Annotated in this window: 12 protein-coding genes and 1 tRNA gene; 2 read left to right on the top strand and 11 right to left on the bottom strand. The window is 73.7% G+C overall.

The annotated features are described in order from the left end of the window. Positions 1-374: 374 nt before the first annotated feature. The 6 genes from HND91_RS03220 to hemC all read right to left on the bottom strand — a co-directional run bounded on the left by HND91_RS03220 (position 375) and on the right by hemC (position 7497). A complete protein-coding gene (locus tag HND91_RS03220; protein WP_181705057.1) occupies positions 375-1121 on the bottom strand; it encodes a glutamine amidotransferase in 747 nt (248 codons plus the stop codon). A 66-nt stretch (positions 1122-1187) separates the two neighbouring features. Continuing rightward, positions 1188-1643: a tellurite resistance TerB family protein gene (locus HND91_RS03215; RefSeq protein WP_181705056.1), complete on the bottom strand. Its 456-nt coding sequence runs from the start codon at positions 1641-1643 to the stop codon at positions 1188-1190. A 192-nt stretch (positions 1644-1835) separates the two neighbouring features. Then, positions 1836-1911, bottom strand: a tRNA-Thr gene (locus HND91_RS03210). 119 nt (positions 1912-2030) lie between these two features. Further along, complete coding sequence (locus tag HND91_RS03205) at positions 2031-3848, bottom strand: heme biosynthesis protein HemY (protein ID WP_181705055.1); 1818 nt, start codon at positions 3846-3848, stop codon at positions 2031-2033. Between the two features lie 19 nt (positions 3849-3867). Then, positions 3868-6552: a uroporphyrinogen-III synthase gene (locus HND91_RS03200; RefSeq protein WP_181705054.1), complete on the bottom strand. Its 2685-nt coding sequence runs from the start codon at positions 6550-6552 to the stop codon at positions 3868-3870. Positions 6553-6558: 6 nt separating this feature from the next. Continuing rightward, positions 6559-7497 carry a hydroxymethylbilane synthase gene (hemC, locus tag HND91_RS03195; RefSeq protein ID WP_181705053.1) on the bottom strand — a complete coding sequence of 313 codons (939 nt, stop codon included), beginning with the start codon at positions 7495-7497 and terminating at the stop codon, positions 6559-6561. Positions 7498-7687: 190 nt separating this feature from the next. On the opposite strand from hemC, the gene tsaD reads away from it, so the two are divergent. Both tsaD and HND91_RS03185 read left to right on the top strand, forming a co-directional pair. After that, positions 7688-8764, top strand: a complete 1077-nt coding sequence (gene tsaD, locus HND91_RS03190; protein ID WP_181705206.1) for a tRNA (adenosine(37)-N6)-threonylcarbamoyltransferase complex transferase subunit TsaD — start codon at positions 7688-7690, stop codon at positions 8762-8764. A gap of 25 nt (positions 8765-8789) precedes the next feature. Next, positions 8790-9770, top strand: coding sequence for an NAD(P)H-dependent glycerol-3-phosphate dehydrogenase (locus HND91_RS03185; protein ID WP_181705052.1), 981 nt, complete (start codon positions 8790-8792; stop codon positions 9768-9770). 19 nt (positions 9771-9789) lie between these two features. Here the strand turns inward: HND91_RS03185 and HND91_RS03180 are convergent, their stop codons facing one another. From HND91_RS03180 to mtaB, 5 genes are all read right to left on the bottom strand, one after another. Next, complete coding sequence (locus HND91_RS03180) at positions 9790-10746, bottom strand: transglutaminase family protein (protein WP_181705051.1); 957 nt, start codon at positions 10744-10746, stop codon at positions 9790-9792. A 13-nt stretch (positions 10747-10759) separates the two neighbouring features. Then, positions 10760-13291: a circularly permuted type 2 ATP-grasp protein gene (locus tag HND91_RS03175; RefSeq protein ID WP_181705050.1), complete on the bottom strand. Its 2532-nt coding sequence runs from the start codon at positions 13289-13291 to the stop codon at positions 10760-10762. A 135-nt stretch (positions 13292-13426) separates the two neighbouring features. Next, entirely contained in the window at positions 13427-16738 is a 3312-nt protein-coding gene (locus tag HND91_RS03170) for a transglutaminase family protein (protein ID WP_181705049.1), read from the bottom strand. Positions 16739-16898: 160 nt separating this feature from the next. Beyond that, a complete protein-coding gene (gene ftsY, locus HND91_RS03165) occupies positions 16899-18200 on the bottom strand; it encodes a signal recognition particle-docking protein FtsY (protein ID WP_181705048.1) in 1302 nt (433 codons plus the stop codon). Between the two features lie 45 nt (positions 18201-18245). Further along, positions 18246-19502 (bottom strand): tRNA (N(6)-L-threonylcarbamoyladenosine(37)-C(2))-methylthiotransferase MtaB, encoded by a 1257-nt coding sequence (mtaB, locus tag HND91_RS03160; protein WP_181705047.1) that lies wholly within the window; start codon positions 19500-19502, stop codon positions 18246-18248. Positions 19503-19569 lie beyond the last annotated feature (67 nt).

Raw genomic sequence — 19569 nt, 5'->3', positions numbered from 1 at the left:
TTCGGGCGGGTGGGGGATCTTCGGGGCGGCTGGCGCCGGGTCCGGCCGTGGCCCGGGAACCCCCGGACCGGAAGCCGCGCTCCCTACGCGAGACCTGATGGGAGCGACGGCACTTCCGTCCGGTTTCGTCGGCTACGCGAGACAAGCTGCCGACGAACGAACAATCGCACAAAAGGGTTTCCATTCGGTTCGCAGCCAGCGGCGCGCGTCTGGATAGAAGGTTTCGAAACCGTGCCGTTCCGGGACGCCGCCCGTGAGCGGCACCGTGGGACTGAAGGGCGAGCGAGCGGCAGAATCGCACGAAGGACAGGGCGGCGCGAGGGTCAACGACTTGGCGCCGTCCAGCGCCGCCCCGCGTGGGGCCGGTCCGGCGGTCAGCGGGAAAGGCTTCGCGCCGGATCGTCGGCGAGCCAGATCGCCAGGAAGCGGTCGAGCCAGGCGCGGATCGGCGCGTCGTGCATGTGCCGGCCGCGGAAATGGTCGGTCCGGGGCTGGGCGCCGGGCATCAGCATGCGGTCGGCGGCGCGCACGCACCAGCGGTTCATCATCGCCCAGGTGAGTTCCGGGTGGAACTGGATGCCATAGGCCCGGGACCCGACGCGGATGGCCTGATTCGGAAAGAGATCCCCGGACGCCAGGAGGTCGGCGCCGCGCGGCACGTCGAAGCCCTCGCGATGCCACTGGTAGACGTGGGGCGGCCAGTCGAGCAGGCTCGTGCCGGCCGGCGTCGGCCGGAGCGCATAATAGCCGATCTCCGCCATTCCGGCGTGATGCGGGCCGACCGACGCGCCGAGATGCTTGGCCAGCATCTGGGCCCCGAGGCAGATGCCGAGATAGGGCTTCTCCTCCTTCAGCGGCACGGCCAGCCAGTCGATCTCGCGCTTGACGAAGTCGTCCGGGTCGTTCGCGCTCATGGGGCCGCCGAACACGATGGCGCCGGCGTGCTCCGCCATGGTGTCCGGAAGCGGGTCGCCGTAGCGCGGTCGGCGGATGTCGAGGGGGAAGCCGAGGCGACGGAGCGCGTCGGCGACCCGGCCCGGACTGGAGGTTTCCTGGTGGAGGACGATCAGGACGGGCGCGCGCGCGGCGCGATCGGCGTCCCCTGCGGGCGAGAGGTCCATCACGGGCAATCGGCTACCCTGGTCGGTTCGGCCGCGACGGGCCGGGCCGCAGCATGGGCCAAATCGTCAGGACTGCGCAAGCCGGCCTTCGATGCGCTTGCGCAGACGGATCCGGTCGCGGGCGGAGACGCCGAGGAGCTCGGCCACGCGCCAGACGATGTTGTCCTCGAACTCGTGGACGCCGCCGTCCGCGAACACGATCTCCCACATCATCTCGATCACGCGCTCCCGGCCGGGGGCGTCGAGGCTCCGCTTCAGGACGCTGGTGAAGCCGTAGAGGTCGACCGCCTCCCTGTCCCGCTCGCGGGCCTCCTCGATGAGGGCGTCGGTCTCGGTCCGGCTGAGCCCGAAGGCGCCGGTCAGCGCCGCCCGGAGCTGCGCCCGCTCCTTCGGCGAGATCTCGCCGTCCACCGCGATGGTGTGGATCAGGAGGGCCGCGGTCGCCAGGCGCTCGTCCATGGCGTTCTCCTCCCGGCGCGGGCCGGAGAGGTCTGCTAGGAGGGACTTGAGGCTGTCGAACATGATGGCGGGTGTTCTCGAGGGAGCCCCGTCAGGGACGAGGGCGGACCGGTGGATGGTCCAGGGCGGGGCCGGACCCGGCGCTCACATCGGCCCGTCCGGGGCTGACCGCAAGGGTTGTGGCCGTCACGATCGCGTGTGGGTGCCAGGGGCCGCGCGCGGACGATCCGGATCCATGACGCTGACGAAGGATGGTGGTGCCGCAGAAGGGACTCGAACCCCCGACCCCATCATTACGAATGACGTGCTCTACCAGCTGAGCTACTGCGGCCCTACACGAGACCCGGCGAAACGCACCGGGCGCACCGCCGGGACGACCCCATGCGGCTTGGCGGGGTTGATAGCCGCAACGATCGCCGAATTCAAGGGCGATCGTCGCGGCATCGGTGTTCAGCCGAAAACGCCTGTCTTGACCCGGGGTTTCGGCGGCTCCTGGTCGTCCACCGGGCCCGGATCGTCCGGACGGAACGGCAGCGGATATTCGGTGAGCCTCGGCCTCTCCGCCGAGGCCGAGGGACGCGCGGTCTTGGCGGGCCCGCCGGACGGGCCGTAGATCGGCAACGGCAGCCGGGTCGGCAGCGGACCGCCCGGATTGGCCGACGGCGTCAGCGAGAAGTAGGAGACCGGCGCCGCGGCGGGCTTCGGGGGAGCGGGCCTGACCGGTTCGGCCGCGGCCGCGGGGGACGGCGCGGGCCGGGTCGCGGCGGATCGGGGTTCGGACGGCCGCGTTTCAACCGGCCGGGCGTCCGCGGTCCGCACCGGTTCGGCGTGCGCCGCCACGGGCTGGACGGCCGGCGCGGGCTCCTCGGCGTCGGCGGCATGGCCCGCCGGCGCGTCGCCCGCATAGGTCGGCAGGGTCGGGGTCTCCAGGGGCAGCGCCGCCCGTTCGGCGAGGTCCGATCCGTCGAGCTCGGTCGCGCCGCTGTCGGTCGACACCGGCACCCGCCACTCGAACGCGTCCAGGCGCCCGGTGACGGGCGAGACCGGCTGCCAGGTGTCGGACACCACGCCGTCGGCCGTCCAGGCCTCGTCGCGCGGGGCGCGGACCGCCCGGGCGAGCCATTCGCGCACGCGGCCGCGGTCCCCGTGCTCCGCCTCCTCCAGTTCGGCCATCATCAGGCAGACGCGCTGGGTCGGCGACTGGCGCAGCGCCTTGGCGAGCTGGTCGCGGGCGAGAGCGAAGTCGCGGACGTCGAGCGCCGCCCGGGCGAGCGTGACGGCGCACTCCGGATGGTGGGAGCGCAGGCCGGCCAGCACCCGGGCGCGCTTCAGCCGGTCCTGGCCGGAGTCGCCCGGACGGACGTGCAGGTAGGCCTCGGCGAGATCCGGATGGGGGCTTTGCTTCCAGGTGGTCTCCACCACCTTGGCGGCCTTCCGGGTGTCGTTGAGGCGCGTGAGGACGCGGGCGGCGACCGTCGCGGCCGGCACGAAGTCCGGCGCCAGCCGGTGCGCCTCCAGGGCGAAGCCGCGGGCCTTCTCCGGCTCGGCGTCCTCCACGTCGAGGGCGCGGGCGGTGAGCAGCACCGCCCTCAGGCGGCGCGCCTGCGCCTTGTCGACGAGACGGGCGCCGGCGCTCTGCTCCAGGGTGGCGAGGGCTCCGGCCCAGTCATGCTCGCTCGACTGGTATTCCATCGTGGCCGTCGCCGCCCAGGGCACCCCGGGGGCGATGCGCTGGGCCTCGCTCGCATAGTGGCGGGCGGCGTCGGTCTCGCCGGCGCGGTTGGCCTCGATGAAGAGGCCGCGGAGGCCGAGGAGCCGGGTCTCCGGGTCGTCCAGCATGCGGGTGAAGGCGGAGCGGGCGTCGTCGCGCCGGCCTTCCAGCTGGGCGGTCTGGGCGTCCAGAAGCAGCACCAGCGGCTCCTGGGCGATCAGCTTGCCGGCCTCGCCCGCATAGCGGTGGGCGAGGCGGGTGTCGCCGGACCCGACCGCGATCATGCCGCGGGACAGCGCCTGGTAGCCGCGGTCGCGGCGGCGGGCGCGGAAGAAGCCGCGCACGGCGCCGGGCGTGTGCAGGATGCCGGAGATCAGCTTCCAGAGCACGATGGCGGCGAGCGCGAACACCAGGAGGGACACCACCACCACGCGGAGCGGCGGCGCCATGGCGCCGCCCGGCCAGTTGATGGCGACCTGGATCGGCACGCCGCCGAGCCAGTCCAGGAGGAACACGGCGCCGAACAGGACCGCGATGCCGACGAGAACACGAATCATGAACGTGCCCTTCCTTTTCTCACTGTGCGGTCCCGGTCGTCTGCGGCTGCAGGCGGCTCATGGTCTGGTCGGTCAGGGTCGCGACCGTCTGGTCGACCGCCACGCGGGCGTCGAGCTTGGCCTTCCAGTCGGCGGACGCCGCCTTGGCCCAGTCCGGCAGGTCGGCCCAGGCGGCCTGCGCGCCGGCGAGATCGCCGGCCGCGAGGGCGCCTTGCGTGCGGTCGAGCGGCTCGGACAGAGGGTCGGTCGCCGTCTCGCCGGCCTCGCGGTAGTTGACGAGCGACTTGGCGCCGTCCACCACCCGGTCCCACACGCCCACGTTCGGGTCCATGGGCCGCGCGTCCAGGATCGCGTCCACCGGGAAGGTGCGGACGAGGTCGGACGTGGTCTCCACGCCGGTCTCGGCGTTGGCCTTGAGGGGGCCGAGGTCCGGCAATTCGGTGCCGGTGTTCTCGATCACGGCGAGGTCGGTGGCGAAGGGTTCGCCGGCATTGACCTTCGACGCCAGCGTGGTGACCGCGAGGGAGAGGGCCGCCACCGTGGCGGCCGCCGGCTCGTTCGCGATCCGGGTCTCCAGGGCGCCGACCCGCTGGTCGACCGGGGCGACGGCGGTGCGGATCTCCTCCACGGCCGCGTTGACGCGGCTGTCCACGTCCGCGACCGCGGCGTCGACCCGGGTCCTGAGGTCGGCGACCGTGCCCTCGACCTGACCCTTCAGCTCGCCGACGGCGGTGTTGAGGGTGCCGAGGCGCTGGGTGACGTTGCCGTCGAGGGAGCCGACGCGCTGGTTCAGGTTGGCGTCCAGGGTCGCGAGGCTCTGGCCGAGGCGGTCGAGGTCGGCCTGGAGGGCGTCCACGCGGCCGGGCTCGACGACCGGGCGGGCGGTCGCGGCGGTCAGCCGCTCCAGGGCGGCGCGCTGGGCCTCGTCGGTGGCCCGCAGGCCGTCGAGGGCGCGGGCGATCTCGTCGAGACGCGGGGCCGGGTCGGCCGGCACCGGACGGGCGTCCACCGCGTTCAGCCGCTCGGACAGTCCGGCGACCTCCTCCCGGACCGGCGCCATGCCGTCAATGGCCGCCCGCAGGTCGGCGACGGCGGTCCGCAACTCCTCCACGGCCGGATCCGGGCCGGTCGGCGCGGCCGGCAGGTTTCGCACGGCGGTCTCCAGGGCGGCGAGGCGCTCGCCGATGGCCGGATCCGGCGCGGGCGCTTCCGGAGCGGGCCGGTTCTCCAGGGCCGCGAGCTGGCTGCCGAGGTCGGCGACCCGGCCTTCCAGGTCCGACACCGCGGTGGTGTCGGCGGTGTTCGACAGGTAGGGCGAGAGCACGCCGCTCGCCATCAGGGCCGCGCCGCCGCCGAGCGCCACCACGCCGCCGAGGAGGGCGGCCGCGAAGGCGCCGAGGCCGCCGGAACGCCGACGGTCGGGCGCGGCGGACGGATCGTGCGCGGCCGTGCCATGGCCAGAGGATCCGTGGCCGGACGAGCCATGGAGGCTCGAGGCGCCCGTGGCGCCGGCGGCCGCCCGGTCGGCATCGGCGGCCGACCCGAAGGCGCCGCCCGTGGTGTCCGGCGCATCGGCCGCGCCAGGGCCGTCAGCGGATCCGGGCGTCGTCTCGGCGGAAGCCGGCCGCTCGACGGTCGAGGCGTCTCCCGCGGTGGACGGAGCGGCCGTGGAGGTGTCGCTGGCGAGGGGCGCGTCGCCCGGGATCGGGGCGTCGGCGGCCGTGCCGGTGGTGACGGGGGCCGCGGTGGTCGTGTCGGCCGTCTCGGCGCCCGGCGGGACTTCCGTCGCGGTCAGGTCCAGCGTGGTCGGCTTGCCCTTGCGGCGGCCGCGCGAGTCGAAGCCGCGCTCCGCGCCTCCTCCGCCGGTGCGCTTGTCGTCGGTCTCGGATGCCATGGCCGTCCGTTCCTCCGGTTGAGAGCGCGACGGCCTGTTCGGCGCCGCGCGACATGATGCTTCGTGGGGCCCCGAGCCCACGCCATTCTTTTCGACCGCGCCGCGAAGCGCAACCACGGCCTTGGTCAGACTTTCGCCGTCCGGTGCGGCCGCCACGACCACGTGGTCGAAGCAGCCGCGGACCGGCTCGGCGGCGGCATCCGAGATGGCCACCACGGCCGGCCGCCCGGCGGGCGCCGGAAGACCGGCCGAAATCCAGGAACGCCGCAGCGCCGCAGCGGTTCGCGCGGACGCCACCACGACCGCATCGACGGCGTCGGCCCGCAGCGCTTCAAGAGCGCCGGGCGGGAAGCCGTCCGCGTCCAGCGCCTCGTAGGCCTCCACCAGGTCGACCCGGAAGCCATGGGCGCCGAGGCGGGCCTGAAGGTCGACCGCCCGATGCCGGCCGGCCACGTGCACCAGCCGGCCGAGGTCCGGACGCAGGCGCTTTCGGGCGAGTTCGGCGAGGGCCTCGCCGTCGCCCGCCGCCACGAGGACGTCGTTGAAGCCGGCGGCGGCGGCGGCCTCCGCGGTGGCGGCGCCGACCGCGAGGACCGGGCGGTCGCGCGGCAGGTGCGCCGCGGCGATCGCGACGCCGGCGCCGCTGGTGAACAGGATCGCCTGGATCGGCTCCGGCCCGAGAGCCGCGAACGCGCCCTCGATCGGCCGCACGGTCAGGAGCGGCGCCGGCTCGGCATCGATCGCCATGGCGTCGAGCGCGGCCGCCATGCGGCTCGCCTGGGGTTCTGGCCTGAGGATCAGAACCCGCATGGGAGGTCAGGCTCCCGGGTGGGCGGCGAAGAAGTCGGGGCCGCCGAGATCCTTCAGGCGCGCGCCGAGGCCCGCGCCGAGAGCCCGGGCGTCCGCCGCGCGGCCGGCGACATGGCCGTCGTGGGCGACGGCGCCGTCCGGCGTGAGGATCAGGCCGTAAAGCTGCAGCGTGCCGTCGGCGCCGAGGGTCGCGTGGCCGGCGATGGGCGTCCGGCAGGAGCCGTCGAGGGCGTCGAGCAGCGACCGCTCGGCGGCAAGGCAGACGCCCGTGTGCGGATCGTGGATGGCGGCGAGGAGCGCGTGGACCCGCTCGTCGCCGGCCCGGCTCTCGATGCCGATGGCGCCCTGGCCGACCGCGGGCGGGAAATCGCCGAGCGGGAGGATCTCGGTGACGACCTCCTGGAGGCCGAGCCGGTTGAGGCCCGCGAGGGCGAGGAGGGTGGCGTCCACCTCGCCGGCTTCCAGCTTGCGCAGGCGCGACTGGACGTTGCCGCGGTAGGTGACGACCTCAAGGTCCGGCCGCAGCCGCTTGACGAGCGCTTGGCGGCGGAGCGACGCGGTGCCCACCACCGCGCCCGCCGGCAAGGCGGCGAGGGACCCGTGGCGCGTCGAGATGAAGACGTCGCGCACGTCCTCGCGCGGCAGGAAATGGTCGAGCACCAGGCCGGCGGGCAGCAGCGTCGGCATGTCCTTGGACGAATGCACGGCGAAATCGATGTCGCCGGCGATCAAAGCCTCCTCGATCTCCTTGGTGAACAGGCCCTTGCCCCCCACCTCGGAGAGAGGACGGTCGAGGATCCGGTCGCCGGAGGTCTTGATCACCACGATCTCGAACGGCGGCGCGGTCTCGCCGAGGGCGGCGGCCAGCCGGTCGCGCACCTCGTGAGCCTGGGCGAGCGCCAGCGGGCTGCCTCGGGTTCCGATGCGGACGGGATTTGATTGCACGGGCGGTCGTCCAGATGCTAGGGGCCGGTCGGGCGGCGCGACGGCCGGTATACGCCGGTCGCGGCTGGAACGAAAGCCGTCCTCGCCGCCGCCGGCGGGTGCCGACCCGGTCCGCGGCCCGGATTCTCCGCGGCCCCGGAATCGCGGCCTGCCTTCGCCTGAACAGGAGCCGCTGAGCGCGATGCCCGAGATCCTCGTCCTTGGCCTGGAGACGAGCTGCGACGAAACCGCCGCGGCCGTGGTGGCGCGCGACGCGGACGGGCGCGGACGCATCCTGTCCAACGTGGTCCTGTCCCAGGTGGAGGCCCACGCGGCCTTCGGCGGCGTGGTGCCGGAGGTGGCCGCCCGCGCCCATGTGGAGGCGATCGACGGGGTGGTGCGGGCCGCGCTGACGGAGGCGGGCGTCGCGCTGTCCGCCGTCGACGCGGTGGCGGCGACCGCCGGGCCCGGCCTCATCGGCGGCGTGCTCGTCGGCCTGACGACCGCCAAGGCGCTGGCGTTCGCCGCCGGCAAGCCGCTCGTCGCCGTCAACCACCTGGAGGGGCATGCGCTGACCGCGCGGCTCACCGACGGCGTCGCCTTCCCGTACCTGCTTCTTCTCGTCTCCGGCGGCCATACCCAGATCGTCCGGGTGGACGGGGTCGGCCGCTACCGGCGGCTCGGCACCACCATCGACGACGCCCTCGGGGAGGCGTTCGACAAGACCGCCAAGCTCCTCGGCCTCGGCTATCCGGGCGGCCCGGCGGTGGAGCGCGCGGCGGCGGCGGGCGATCCGTCCCGGTTCGCGCTGCCGCGGCCGATGACCGGCCGCAAGGCGCCGGACTTCTCCTTCTCGGGCCTGAAGACGGCGGTGCGGCTGGAGGCCGAGGCGGCCGCGCCGCTCGGCCCGAAGGACGTGGCGGATCTCTGCGCCGCCTTCCAGGCTGCGGTCGGCGACGTGGTGGCGGACCGGGTCGGGATCGCGCTCCGGGCGTTCCGGGCCGACGCGGCCGACGTCCAGCCGGTGCTGGTCGTCGCGGGCGGCGTGGCGGCCAACCGGTCGATCGCGGCGCGGCTCCGCGGCCTCGCCGACCGGGAGGGCGCCCGGCTGATCGTGCCGCCGCTCGCGCTCTGCACGGACAACGGCGCCATGATCGCCTGGGCGGGCGCCGAACGACTGGCGCTCGGCCTCCACGACGACCTCGCGGCGCCGGCCCGGGCCCGTTGGCCGCTCGACGGCGACACCGCGCCGGTGGTCGGCCACGGGCGGCTCGGCGCCAAGGTATGACTCGCACCATCACGGAGGCACCGGCATGACGACCATCGGCATCTTCGGCGCCGGGGCCTGGGGCTCGGCCCTCGCCCAGGTGGCCGCCCGGGCGGGGCACGACGCGCTGATCGTCGGGCGCGATCCCGAGGTGATCGAAGCGATCAACGCCCGGCACGAGACGCCGGCCCTGCCGGGCGTGCCGCTCGACCCCCGGGTCCGGGCCTCGGCAGACCTTGCGGCGCTGGAGGGGGCCGAGGTGGTGCTCTGCTGCGTGCCCGCCCAGGCGACCCACGTCGTCGTGGCGCCCCTGTCGGCGGTGCTGAAGCCCGGCACGGCGGTGATCTCCTGCGCCAAGGGCATCGACCGGGCGACCGGCCTCCTCGTCTCGGAGGTGATCGCCGCCACCTGGCTGCGCGGGCCCGTCGGGGTCCTGTCCGGGCCGGGTTTCGCCATGGAGGTGGCGGCGGGCCTGCCGACGGCGGTGAGCGTGGCGGCCGACGACCGGCTGACCGCCGAGGCGCTCGCCCGCGTCCTGGCGGCCCCGGGCTTCCGGCCCTACGCTACCGGCGACCTCACGGGCGTGCAGCTCGGCGGCGCGCTGAAGAACGTGTTCGCCATCGCGGCCGGCGTGGTGGCCGGGCGGCGCCTGGGGGCGAGCGCGGAGGCGGCGGTGATCACCCGCGGCTTCGTGGAGATGCGCCGCCTCGCCGCCGCCTGGGGCGCCAAGGCCGAGACGCTGATGGGGCTCTCCGGGCTCGGCGACCTGGTGCTGACCTGCCGGTCCGTCCAGTCGCGCAACTTCGCCTTCGGCCTCGCGATCGGCGAGGGACGGGATCCGCACGCCTTCGGCAAGCTCGCCGAGGGCGCCTTCACGGCGGGCATCGCGCTGGAACGGGCGACGGCGCTCGGCATCGAGGCGCCGATCCTCCAGGCGGTGGCCGATGTGATCGAGGGGCGGATCGGCGTGGACGGCGCGGTGGACCGGCTCCTGTCCCGGCCCTTGAAGCGGGAAGACGTGATCTGACGATGGGGTCGGCGGCGGATCAGTCGTCCGCGCCGCCGGCACGCCGGGCCGGGGTCCGTTCCGCGACGCGGGCGAGGGCCGGCCGGTCCCGCGGCGGCGGCCCGACAGGGATCACGTCCACCTTCACGTCCAGCGTGTGGCCGCCGGAGGCGATGATCACGCCGTCGAGGGGCGAGACGTCCGCATAGTCGCGGCCGATGGCGAGCACGATGTGATCCTCGCCGGCGAGCATCGCGTTCGTGGGATCGAGACCGACCCAGCCGGCGTCCGCCCCGCACCAGACCGACACCCAGGCGTGGGTGGCGTCGGCCCCCTCCAGCCGCGGCCGGCCGGGCGGCGGGTCGGTCCTCAGGTAGCCGCTCACGTAGCGGGCGGGCAGGCCGAGGCCGCGCAGGCCGGCGATCATCACGTGGGCGAAGTCCTGGCAGACGCCGCGGCGCGTCGCGAAGGCCTGGTCCGGGCGGGTGGCGGCATCCGTGCTGCCGGGGGCGTAGCGGAAGTCCCGCCTGATCCGGCGCATGAGGTCGCTCGCCCCGTCGAGGATCGGCTGGCCGGCCGGGAAGCTGCCGGCCGCGTAGGCGGTGATCGGCGCTTCCAGGGTGACGCGCCGGGACGGATAGAGCCCGTGGGCCGGCGACCGGGGGTCGAGATCGTCGCTGCCGAGGGCGAGGTCCGCGACGGTCTCCCACGGCGGCGTCAGGCCGCCGATCAGCGGCTCGGCCGGCGCCACCTCGATCCGGGCCCGGAGTTCCACCTTCAGGAGGTCGTGCGGGTGGTCGAGGGCGAAGCTGGTGATGCGGTTGCCGAAGAAGTCGTCCGCCTCGCTGCGCTCCGCCGGCGGCGGCTCGATGCCGAGCGCCGCCACCCGCACCGCCTGGCCGGGCCGGTCCACCGGCGTCAGCCGGGCCACGTGGCGGGAGAAGGGCACCACCGACCCGTAGTCGTAGGTGGTCACCTGCCGGACGTCGTAGATCATGGTCGGCTCCCAGTCATCCGAGGTCCTCGGGAAGATCCTCCGAGGGGGCCTGGCGGAAGAAGCGCTCGGAGATGCCTTCCGACAGCCGGAAGAGCTCGTTGACCACCCCGTCGAGCTGGAGGATCGCCATGTCCTCCACCGGAAGGGTGTCGAGGTCGGCGGAGAGGCGGCGGGCGGAGCGGAGAACCGGCACCGGCCGTCCGTCCACGGTGGTGCCGGGCAGGGTCTCCAGGTAGTCGAGCACCCTGTGGACCTGGAAGGCGACCGACCGGGGATTGTTGCCGTCGAGGACCAGGAGGTCGAGCACCGGCACCCGGGACGGGGTGACGACATAGCGGGAGCGGTAGGTGATCTGGCTGTCGCCGAGCTCCAGCATCACCTCCAGGGCGCCCGCGGGCGCACCCTCCTCGCCGAACTGGCGCACGAACCGGGCCGTGTTGACCGCCCGCTCGATCCGCCGGCCGATCTCCAGGAAGCGCCAGCCGGTGAGCCGGCTCATGTTCTCCGCCTGCAGGCCCGCGTAGGCGGCGAGGAGCCGGAGGGTCGAGCCGGCGAGGTCGAGGGCCTGGCCGGGCGTCATGGGCCGGCCGTCCAGACGCTCGAACCGGGTGGCGATCTCGGTCACGGTCTGGAAGGCGTCCGGGGCGAGCCGGTCCCGGATCACGGCGGCGGCAGACCGGGCCATGGCCGTCGTCTGGGGCAGGGCCCCGACGGCGGCGCGATCGGTGAGCACCGCGATGGCGAGCCGGGCCGGCGGCAGCCGGTCGCTGTCCGCCGGCAGCGCGCCCATGCGCTTCAGGAGGAGGACCAGCCGGTCGACGAGCGGACGGTCGGCGCCGACGCCGCCCTCCACCACCCGGCCGAGCAGCGCCCGGACGAGCCGCAGGGTGGCCTCGGTCCGCTCCAGGTAGCGGGCGAGCCAGAACAGGTTGTCGGCGGCCCGGCTCGGCAGGGTGCCGGTGGTCCGGCGCACCCGCACCTTGTCGGGCGTCGGCAGGAGCGAGGTCTCGGCCACCGGCCCCTCGCCGATCACCCACACGTCTGAGGCGCTGGCGCCCTGCTGCAGCGACACGAAGCGGGCGTCCGTGGAGCCCGAGATGCGGCAGAAGCCGCCTGGCATCACGGTCCAGCCGTCGTCGCCGGTGGCGGCGAGGAAGAGGCGGAGCACGAAGGGCCGCGGCGTGAGGCGCCCGTCCTGCCACACCGGCATGGTGGAGAGCCTCACGGCCTCCTGGCCGACCACGTCCATGCCGCGGCGGCGGACGATGTCCAGGAAGGTCGCCCGGTCGGACGCCGAAAGGGCGGAGCCGAGGAGGGTGCGCACGCCCGGCAGGCCGGGGATCTCGGGCTCGAAGGCGGGCGCCACCACCAGGCTGTCCAGGTTGTCGAGGACGACCTCCCGCTCCCGGGGCTGGCCGCACCACCAGGTGGCGAGGTTGGGCAGGATCAGGTCTTCGCCGAGGACCGCGCGGGCGAGCGCCGGCATGAAGCCCATGAGGGCGCGGCTCTCCACCACGCCGGAGCCGAGCGCGTTGGAGACGGTGACTCCGCCCTCCCGGATCGCCTGGACGAGGCCCGGAACGCCGAGCCGGGAGGAGGTGCGCAGCTCCAGCGGATCGGCGAAATCGCCGTCGAGGCGGCGCCAGAGCACGTCCACCCGCTTCAGGCCGGAGACCGTCCGCACGTAGACGGCGCCGTCGCGCACGGTGAGGTCGCCGCCTTCCACCAGAAGGAAGCCCAGATAGCGGGCGAGATAGGCGTGCTCGAAATAGGTCTCGTTGAGCGGCCCGGGGGTGAGGAGGCCGACCCGCGCCTCCGCGCGGGCGTTGAGGCGGGCGAGCTCGTCCCGGAAGGTCTGGAAGAAGGCGGCGAGCCGTTCCACGTGAAGGGCGCGCACGGTCTCCGGCAGGGCGCGGGACAGCGCGATCCGATTCTCCACCGCGTAGCCGGCGCCCGACGGGGCCTGGGTGCGGTCGGACAGGACCCACCACGACCCGTCCGGGCCACGGCCGATGTCCACCGCGTAGAAGTGGAGATGGCGCCCGCCCGGCGGCTTCAGGCCGACGAGGGGGCGCAGGAAGTCCGGGCTGCCGGCGACGGCGGCGGCCGGCAGCACGCCGTCGCGCACCAGCCGGCCGTCGCCGTAGAGGTCGGCCAGGATGGCCTCGGCGAGGCGCGCGCGCTGGACGACGCCCTCCTTCAGCGCCGCCCATTCGCGGGCGCCGATCAGGAGCGGCACGGGGGCGAGCGGCCAGGGGCGCTCGCCGCCCGCCGGATCGTCGTAGACCCGGTAGAAGACGCCCGAGCCCTTGAGATGCCGGTCGGCGGACGCGAAGGCGTCGCCAATCTGGCCTCGGCTGAGACCGCCGAGCTCGTCGAAGAAGCGGCTCCAGGGCTCGCGCAGGCTCCCGTCCGGCCGCATCAGCTCGTCGTAGACGCCCTGCAGCGGCCGATAGGCCGCGAGCGCCTCTCGCACCCAGGCGGCGCGCGGAGCGCCCGGCGCGGCGGCGCGGGAGAACGGCGAGGGGGTCTGCTTCTGGGTCATGTCCAGTCCGGGTGACGAGCGCGAGCCTAGCGGGCGCGCCGACGTCCTGAAAGGATCATTTCATGCGACGAACCCGATCGGACGGGAGAGAGGAGGCCCGCGGGCTCGACCCCGTCTCCCGCCGGGGCCCGTCCGTCAGATCCAGGCGGGGCGGCGCAGGTCCAGGGTGGCCGGAAAGGCGCCGGGGCGCTCCTCCGGCGGGGCGTCCACCCGGCCGATACCGTGGCCGTGGTCCTGGAAGCGGGCGAGCCGGCGGGCTTCCGCCTCGTAGGCGTTGACCGGATAGGTGTCGTAGCTGCGGCCGCCCGGATGGGCCACGTGGTAGACGCAGCCGCCGAGGGAGACGCCCGACCACGTGTCGATGACGTCGAAGGTGAGCGGCGCGTTCACCGGCAGGACGGGGTGGATGCCGCTCGCCGGGTGCCACGCCTTGAAGCGGATGCCGCCCACGAAGCCGCCGTTGACGCCGGTGGCGAGGGTCGGCACCCGCCGGCCGTTGCAGGCGAGCACGTGGCGGGACGGGTTGAAGCCCGTGACCTTGGCCTGGACCCGCTCCACCGAGCTGTCCACGTAGCGGACGGTGCCGCCGACCGCGCCCTCCTCGCCGGTGACGTGCCAGGGCTCCAGGGCGCCGCGGATCTCCAGGCCGACACCCTGGCGCTCCACGGTGCCGAAATAGGGAAAGCGGAACTCCCGCTGCGCGTCGAACCAGACCGGATCCATGGGATAGCCGGCGCGCCTCAGGTCGGCGAGCACCTCCAGGAAGTCGGCCCAGACGAAATGCTCCAGCATGAAGCGGTCGTGGAGGTCGGTGCCCCAGCGGGTGAAGCCGCCGGTCTGCGGCTGATCCCAGAACCAGGCCACGAGGGCGCGCAGGAGAAGCTGCTGAGCGAGCGACATGCGGGCGTCCGGCGGCATCTCGAAGGAGCGGAATTCCACGAGGCCGAGCCGGCCGGTGGGACCGTCCGGGGAGAACAGCTTGTCGATGCAGATCTCCGACCGGTGGGTGTTGCCGGAGACGTCGACGAGAAGGTTGCGGAAAAGCCGGTCCACGAGCCAGGGCAGGGGCGCCCAGCCCTCGCCGGGCCGCGGCACCTGGGCGAGGGCGATCTCCAACTCGTACAGCTGGTCGTGGCGCGCCTCGTCGACGCGCGGCGCCTGGGACGTGGGGCCGATGAAGAGGCCGGAGAACAGGTAGGAGAGCGACGGGTGGCGCTGCCAGTAGAGGACGAGGCTCTTCAGGAGGTCCGGCCGGCGCAGGAACGGGCTGTCCTCCGGGGTGGCGCCGCCAACCACCACGTGGTTGCCGCCGCCGGTGCCGGTGTGGCGGCCGTCGACCATGAACTTGTCGGTGCCGAGCCGGGACAGGCGCGCCTCCTCGTAGACGCCGGTGGTGATCTCCACGCACTCCCGCCAGGAGGCGGCCGGGTGCACGTTGACCTCGATGACGCCCGGGTCCGGGGCGACCCGGATGACGCCGATGCGCGGGTCCCACGGCGGCTGGTAGCCCTCCACGTGGACCGGCAGGCCGAGCTCCTCGGCGGCGTTCTCCACGGCGGCGAGGAGTTCCAGATAGTCGTCCATGCCGACCACGGGGGGCATGAAGACGCAGAGCCGGCCGTCGCGGGGCTCCACCGACAGGGCGGTGCGGACGGCGCCCACGCCCGTGAGCCATTGCTGCACGCGCGGGTCGTCCGGCGTCACCTCCTCGGAGCGGCGGTAGACCTGATGGATGTCCTCCGGATCCGGCAGGTCGGGCCTCGGCGCGAACGTGTCGCGCTCGACGACGTAGGGATAGGCGGCGGGCGCCACGTAGGGCAGGCCGCCGAGGGGCAGCCGGTAGCCGACCGGCGAGTCGCCCGGGATCAGGAACAGCTTGCCGCGCCGGAACGACCACAGTTCCGACGCCCAGCCCTGGCCGGCGCGGGACTGCCAGCGCTGGACCGGCAGGACATGGCCGGTGGGCGTACCGAGGCCGCGTTCGAACACCCGGGCAATGCGGGCCCGCTCCTCCGCGCTCTCCAGCTTGCTGTCGTCCGTGGTGACGTTCTCCGGCAGGCCCTGCTCCTTGAGGATCCAGTGGCCGGGATCCTCGTAGGCCGGGACCGCGAACTCGGCCGGAATGGCGAGGCGGCGGGCGATGCCCCGGATGAGCGCTCCGGAGTCGTCCGCGCCGACGCCCTCCGGGCGGTTCTCCCGGGCGACGAGGTCCAGGTTGCGCCAGATCGGCTTGCCGTCCTTGCGCCAGTAGAGCGAGAAGGTCCAGCGGGGCAGGCTCTCGCCCGGATACCACTTGCCCTGGCCGTAGTGGAGGAAGCCGCCGGGCGCGAACCGGTCCGCGAGGCGGCGGATCAGGGTGTCGGCGCGCCAGCGCTTGGTCGGCCCGACCGCCGCGGTGTTCCATTCGGCCGGCTGGTAGTCGTCCACGGAGACGAAGGTCGGCTCGCCGCCCATGGTGAGGCGGACGTCGCGGTCCTTCAGATCCTTGTCGACGATGTCGCCGAGCGCGACCAGCCGCTCCCAGGCATCGTCGGAGAACGGATGGGTGACCCGCGGCCGCTCGTCGATGCGCTCCACCGTCATCTCGAAGGCGAAATCGGTCTTCGTGTCCGGCGCGCCCGTATAGCCGCCGCTGATGGGAGCCGCCGACATGTAGTGCGGTGTCGCCGCCAGCGGGATGTGGCCTTCGCCGCAGAGGAGGCCCGACGTGGGGTCGAGGCCGATCCAGCCGGCGCCCGGGATGTAGACCTCGCACCAGGCGTGGAGGTCGGTGAAGTCCACCGCCGTTCCGGTCGGCCCGTCCAGGGCCTTCAGGTCCGAGGTGAGCTGGATCAGGTAGCCGGACACGAAGCGGGCGGCGAGCCCCAGGTGGCGGAGAAGCTGGACGAGCAGCCAGCCGGAGTCCCGGCAGGAGCCGGCGCGGCGGGTGAGCGTCTCGTCGGGCGTCTGGACGCCCGGCTCCATGCGGATCTCGTAGCGGATGTCCTGCTGGAGGCTCTGGTTGAGCTCCACCAGGAAGTCGATGGTCGGCACGAGCCGGCGGGATACGCCGGCGATGTAGTCGGCGAAGAGGTCGCCCTCGGTTTCGCGCACCAGATAGGGCGCGAGCTCCACCGCCAGCTCCGGCGCATAGGCGAAGGGGAACTTCTGGGCGTAGTCCTCGATGAAGAAGTCGAACGGGTTGACCGTCGCCATCTCGGCGAGGAGGTCGACGGCCACTTCGAATTCCGTGGTCGGATCGGGGAAGACGAGGCGGGCCAGCCAGTTGCCGTGGGGATCCTGCTGCCAGTTGACGAAATGGCCGTCCGGCTTGATCCGGAGCGCATAGGACGGGACCTTGGTGCGGCTGTGCGGGGCTGGCCTCAAGCGGACCACCTGCGGCCCGAGGGTCACCGGCTTGTCATACGTGTAGCGGGTGACGTGGGTCAGCTTCGTCAGTATCGCCATCGATCGGGGAGCCTCTGCGGGACGCCGGGGAACGGGGCCGGCATTACACGACACTTGAGGTCGGGACGGAAGCCCACCGGATAGGCATGGTGACGAAAAAGGCAGGCAAGGGGTGCCCCGGGCCGACGGCGGGCCCGGCGCGAGGCTCGTCCGGCGCCGGTCAGCCCTCCAGGCCCGCGATGGCGCGCGCGAAATCCTTGGCGGCGAACGGCTCCAGGTCGTCGACCCCCTCGCCGACGCCGATGAAGTGCACCGGCAGCCGGAAGCGCTCGGCGATCGCCACCAGGATGCCGCCGCGCGCGGTGCCGTCGAGCTTCGTCATCACGAGGCCGGTGACGCCGGCGCTCCGCTCGAACACCTCCACCTGGTTGAGGGCGTTCTGGCCCGTGGTGGCGTCGAGCACCAGGAGCACATCGTGGGGCGCGGACGGGTCCACCTTGCGGATCACCCGGACGACCTTCTCGAGCTCGGACATGAGCTCCGCCTTGTTCTGCAGGCGGCCGGCGGTGTCGATCAGGACGATGTCGAGGCCCTTGGCCCTGCCCTCGGTCACGGCGTCGAAGGCGAGCCCGGCCGCGTCGGACCCGACCGGACGGGCCACCACCGGCACGCGGGTGCGCTCGCCCCAGACCTTCAGCTGGTCGATGGCGGCGGCCCTAAAGGTGTCGCCGGCGGCGAGGAGGACCGACCGGCCCTCGGCGGTGAACTTGGCGGCGAGCTTGCCGAGGGTCGTGGTCTTGCCGGACCCGTTGACGCCGACCACCAGGACCACGTGCGGCTTGTGCTCGGGCTTGACCACGAAGGGCTCGGCCACGGGCCTCAGCACCTTCTCCACCTCGTCGGCCAGGATGGCCTTGACCTCCGCGTCGCCGATGTCCTTGCCGAAGCGGCCCTCGGCGAGCCGCCCGGTGATGGCGAGGGCGGTCTTCACTCCGAGGTCGGCCTGGATCAGCACGTTCTCCAGCTCCTCCAGCGTCTCGTCGTCGAGCTTGCGCTTGGTGAAGATGGACACGATGCCGCCGCCGATGGCGTTGGACGAGCGGCCGAGACCCTCGCGCAGCCGCTGCAGCCAGGAGCGCTTGGGTCCGCCGTCCTGGACGGCGGGAGAGGCGGCGACCGGGGGCGCGGACGTCGGAGACACGGCCGCGGGGGACGGCGGGACGGGAGGCGACGGTTCTGCGGGGGCCGGCGCGGGCCCGGGGGCGACCGGCTCGGGGTCCGGCGGCGGGGCGCCGTAGATGGGCAGGGGCAGGCGGGAGGGCGGCTCGTCGGCCCGGCGCGCCTCGGTGGCGTCGCGGGCGCGCTCGGGCATCTCCATGGGTTCGGGCGACGCCTGCGGGTCGGGGGAGGTCTGCGGGTCGGGGGAGGAAGGGCGTTCGGGCGCGGGGTCCGGCGCGGCCGGCTCCGGCTTGCCGCCTCCGAAGAGGGAGCGGAAGAATCCCGGCTTCTTGTCCTCGGCCATGGGCTGTCCGTCCTTCGTGTGCGATGGGCCGGGCGCGAGGGCCCGTCAGGCGGCGCGGGCGACGAGCGCCCGGACGGTGTGGCCGGTGACGACCGCCGGCACGATCTCGCCCGGAGCGCCGCGGTCGATCTCGGTCAGGGTGAACTGCTCGGTGCGGCCGACGCCGGGCTTTTCCACCAGCACCTGCCGGGCGCGGCCCGCCTCCCCGGCGAGGTGGCGGGCGAAGGCCGCCTCGCCGACGGCGCGAAGGCGCGCCGCCCGGTCCTTGACGAGCGCCTTGTCGAGCTGGGGCATGCGGGCGGCGGGGGTGCCGGGACGCGGCGAATAGGGGAAGACGTGGAGGTGGGTCAGGCCGCACTCCTCCACGATGCGGGCGGAGTTGTCCGCCATGGCGTCGGTCTCGGTCGGAAAGCCCGCGATGAGGTCGGCCCCGAACACCATGTCGGGGCGCAGGCGCCGGGCCTCGTCGCAGAAGCGGATGGCGTCCGCCCGGCCGTGCCGGCGCTTCATGCGCTTCAGGATCAGGTCGTCGCCGTGCTGCAGCGACAGGTGCATGTGCGGCATCAGCCGCTCCTCCTCGGCGATCGCCCGCATCAGGTCGGCGTCCGCCTCGATGCTGTCGATCGACGAGATGCGCAGCCGCTTCAGGTCCGGCACCTCCTTGAGGAGCGTCCGGGTGAGCCGGCCGAGGGGCGGCGCGCCGGGCAGGTCGGCGCCGTAGGAGGTGAGGTCGACCCCTGTGAGGACCACCTCCGCATAGCCGTTCTCCACCAGGCGCCGCACCTGGCCGACCACGTCGCCCATGGGCACGGAGCGCGAGTTGCCGCGGCCGAACGGAATGATGCAGAAGGTGCAGCGATGGTCGCAGCCGTTCTGCACCTGGACGAAGGCGCGGGCGCGGCCCTCGAACCCGTCCACCAGGTGGAGCGCGGTCTCCGTCACGCTCATGATGTCGTTGACGCGGGTCTTCTCCTCGGCGGAGACGCCGAAGTCCGGGAGCGACGCATAGGCGGTCTCGGTCAGCTTCTCGGCGTTGCCCACGACGAGGTCCACCTCCGCCATGGCGGCGAAGCCGGCCGGGTCGGTCTGGGCGGCGCACCCGGTGACGATGATGCGGGCGGCCGGGTTCTCGCGGCGGGCGCGGCGGATCGCCTGGCGGGCCTGGCGCACGGCCTCGCCGGTCACCGCGCAGGTGTTGACCAGCACGGCGTCCGTGAGGCCCGCGGCCTCCGCCTGTCTCTTCATCACCTCGGATTCGGCCGTATTGAGCCGGCACCCGAACGTGACCACCTCGATGGCCATGGGTCGTCGTCCGTTCCCGTCGTCGTGGGGCCGCACCGGCCCGTCGCGGGCTATATGGCGGAAACGG

Source organism: Chthonobacter rhizosphaerae (assembly GCF_013839525.1).
Taxonomy (GTDB): Bacteria; Pseudomonadota; Alphaproteobacteria; order Rhizobiales; family Pleomorphomonadaceae; genus Chthonobacter; species Chthonobacter rhizosphaerae.
Note: the sequence above shows the minus strand (reverse complement) of the source record. Positions and strands in the feature narration are given on the sequence as shown.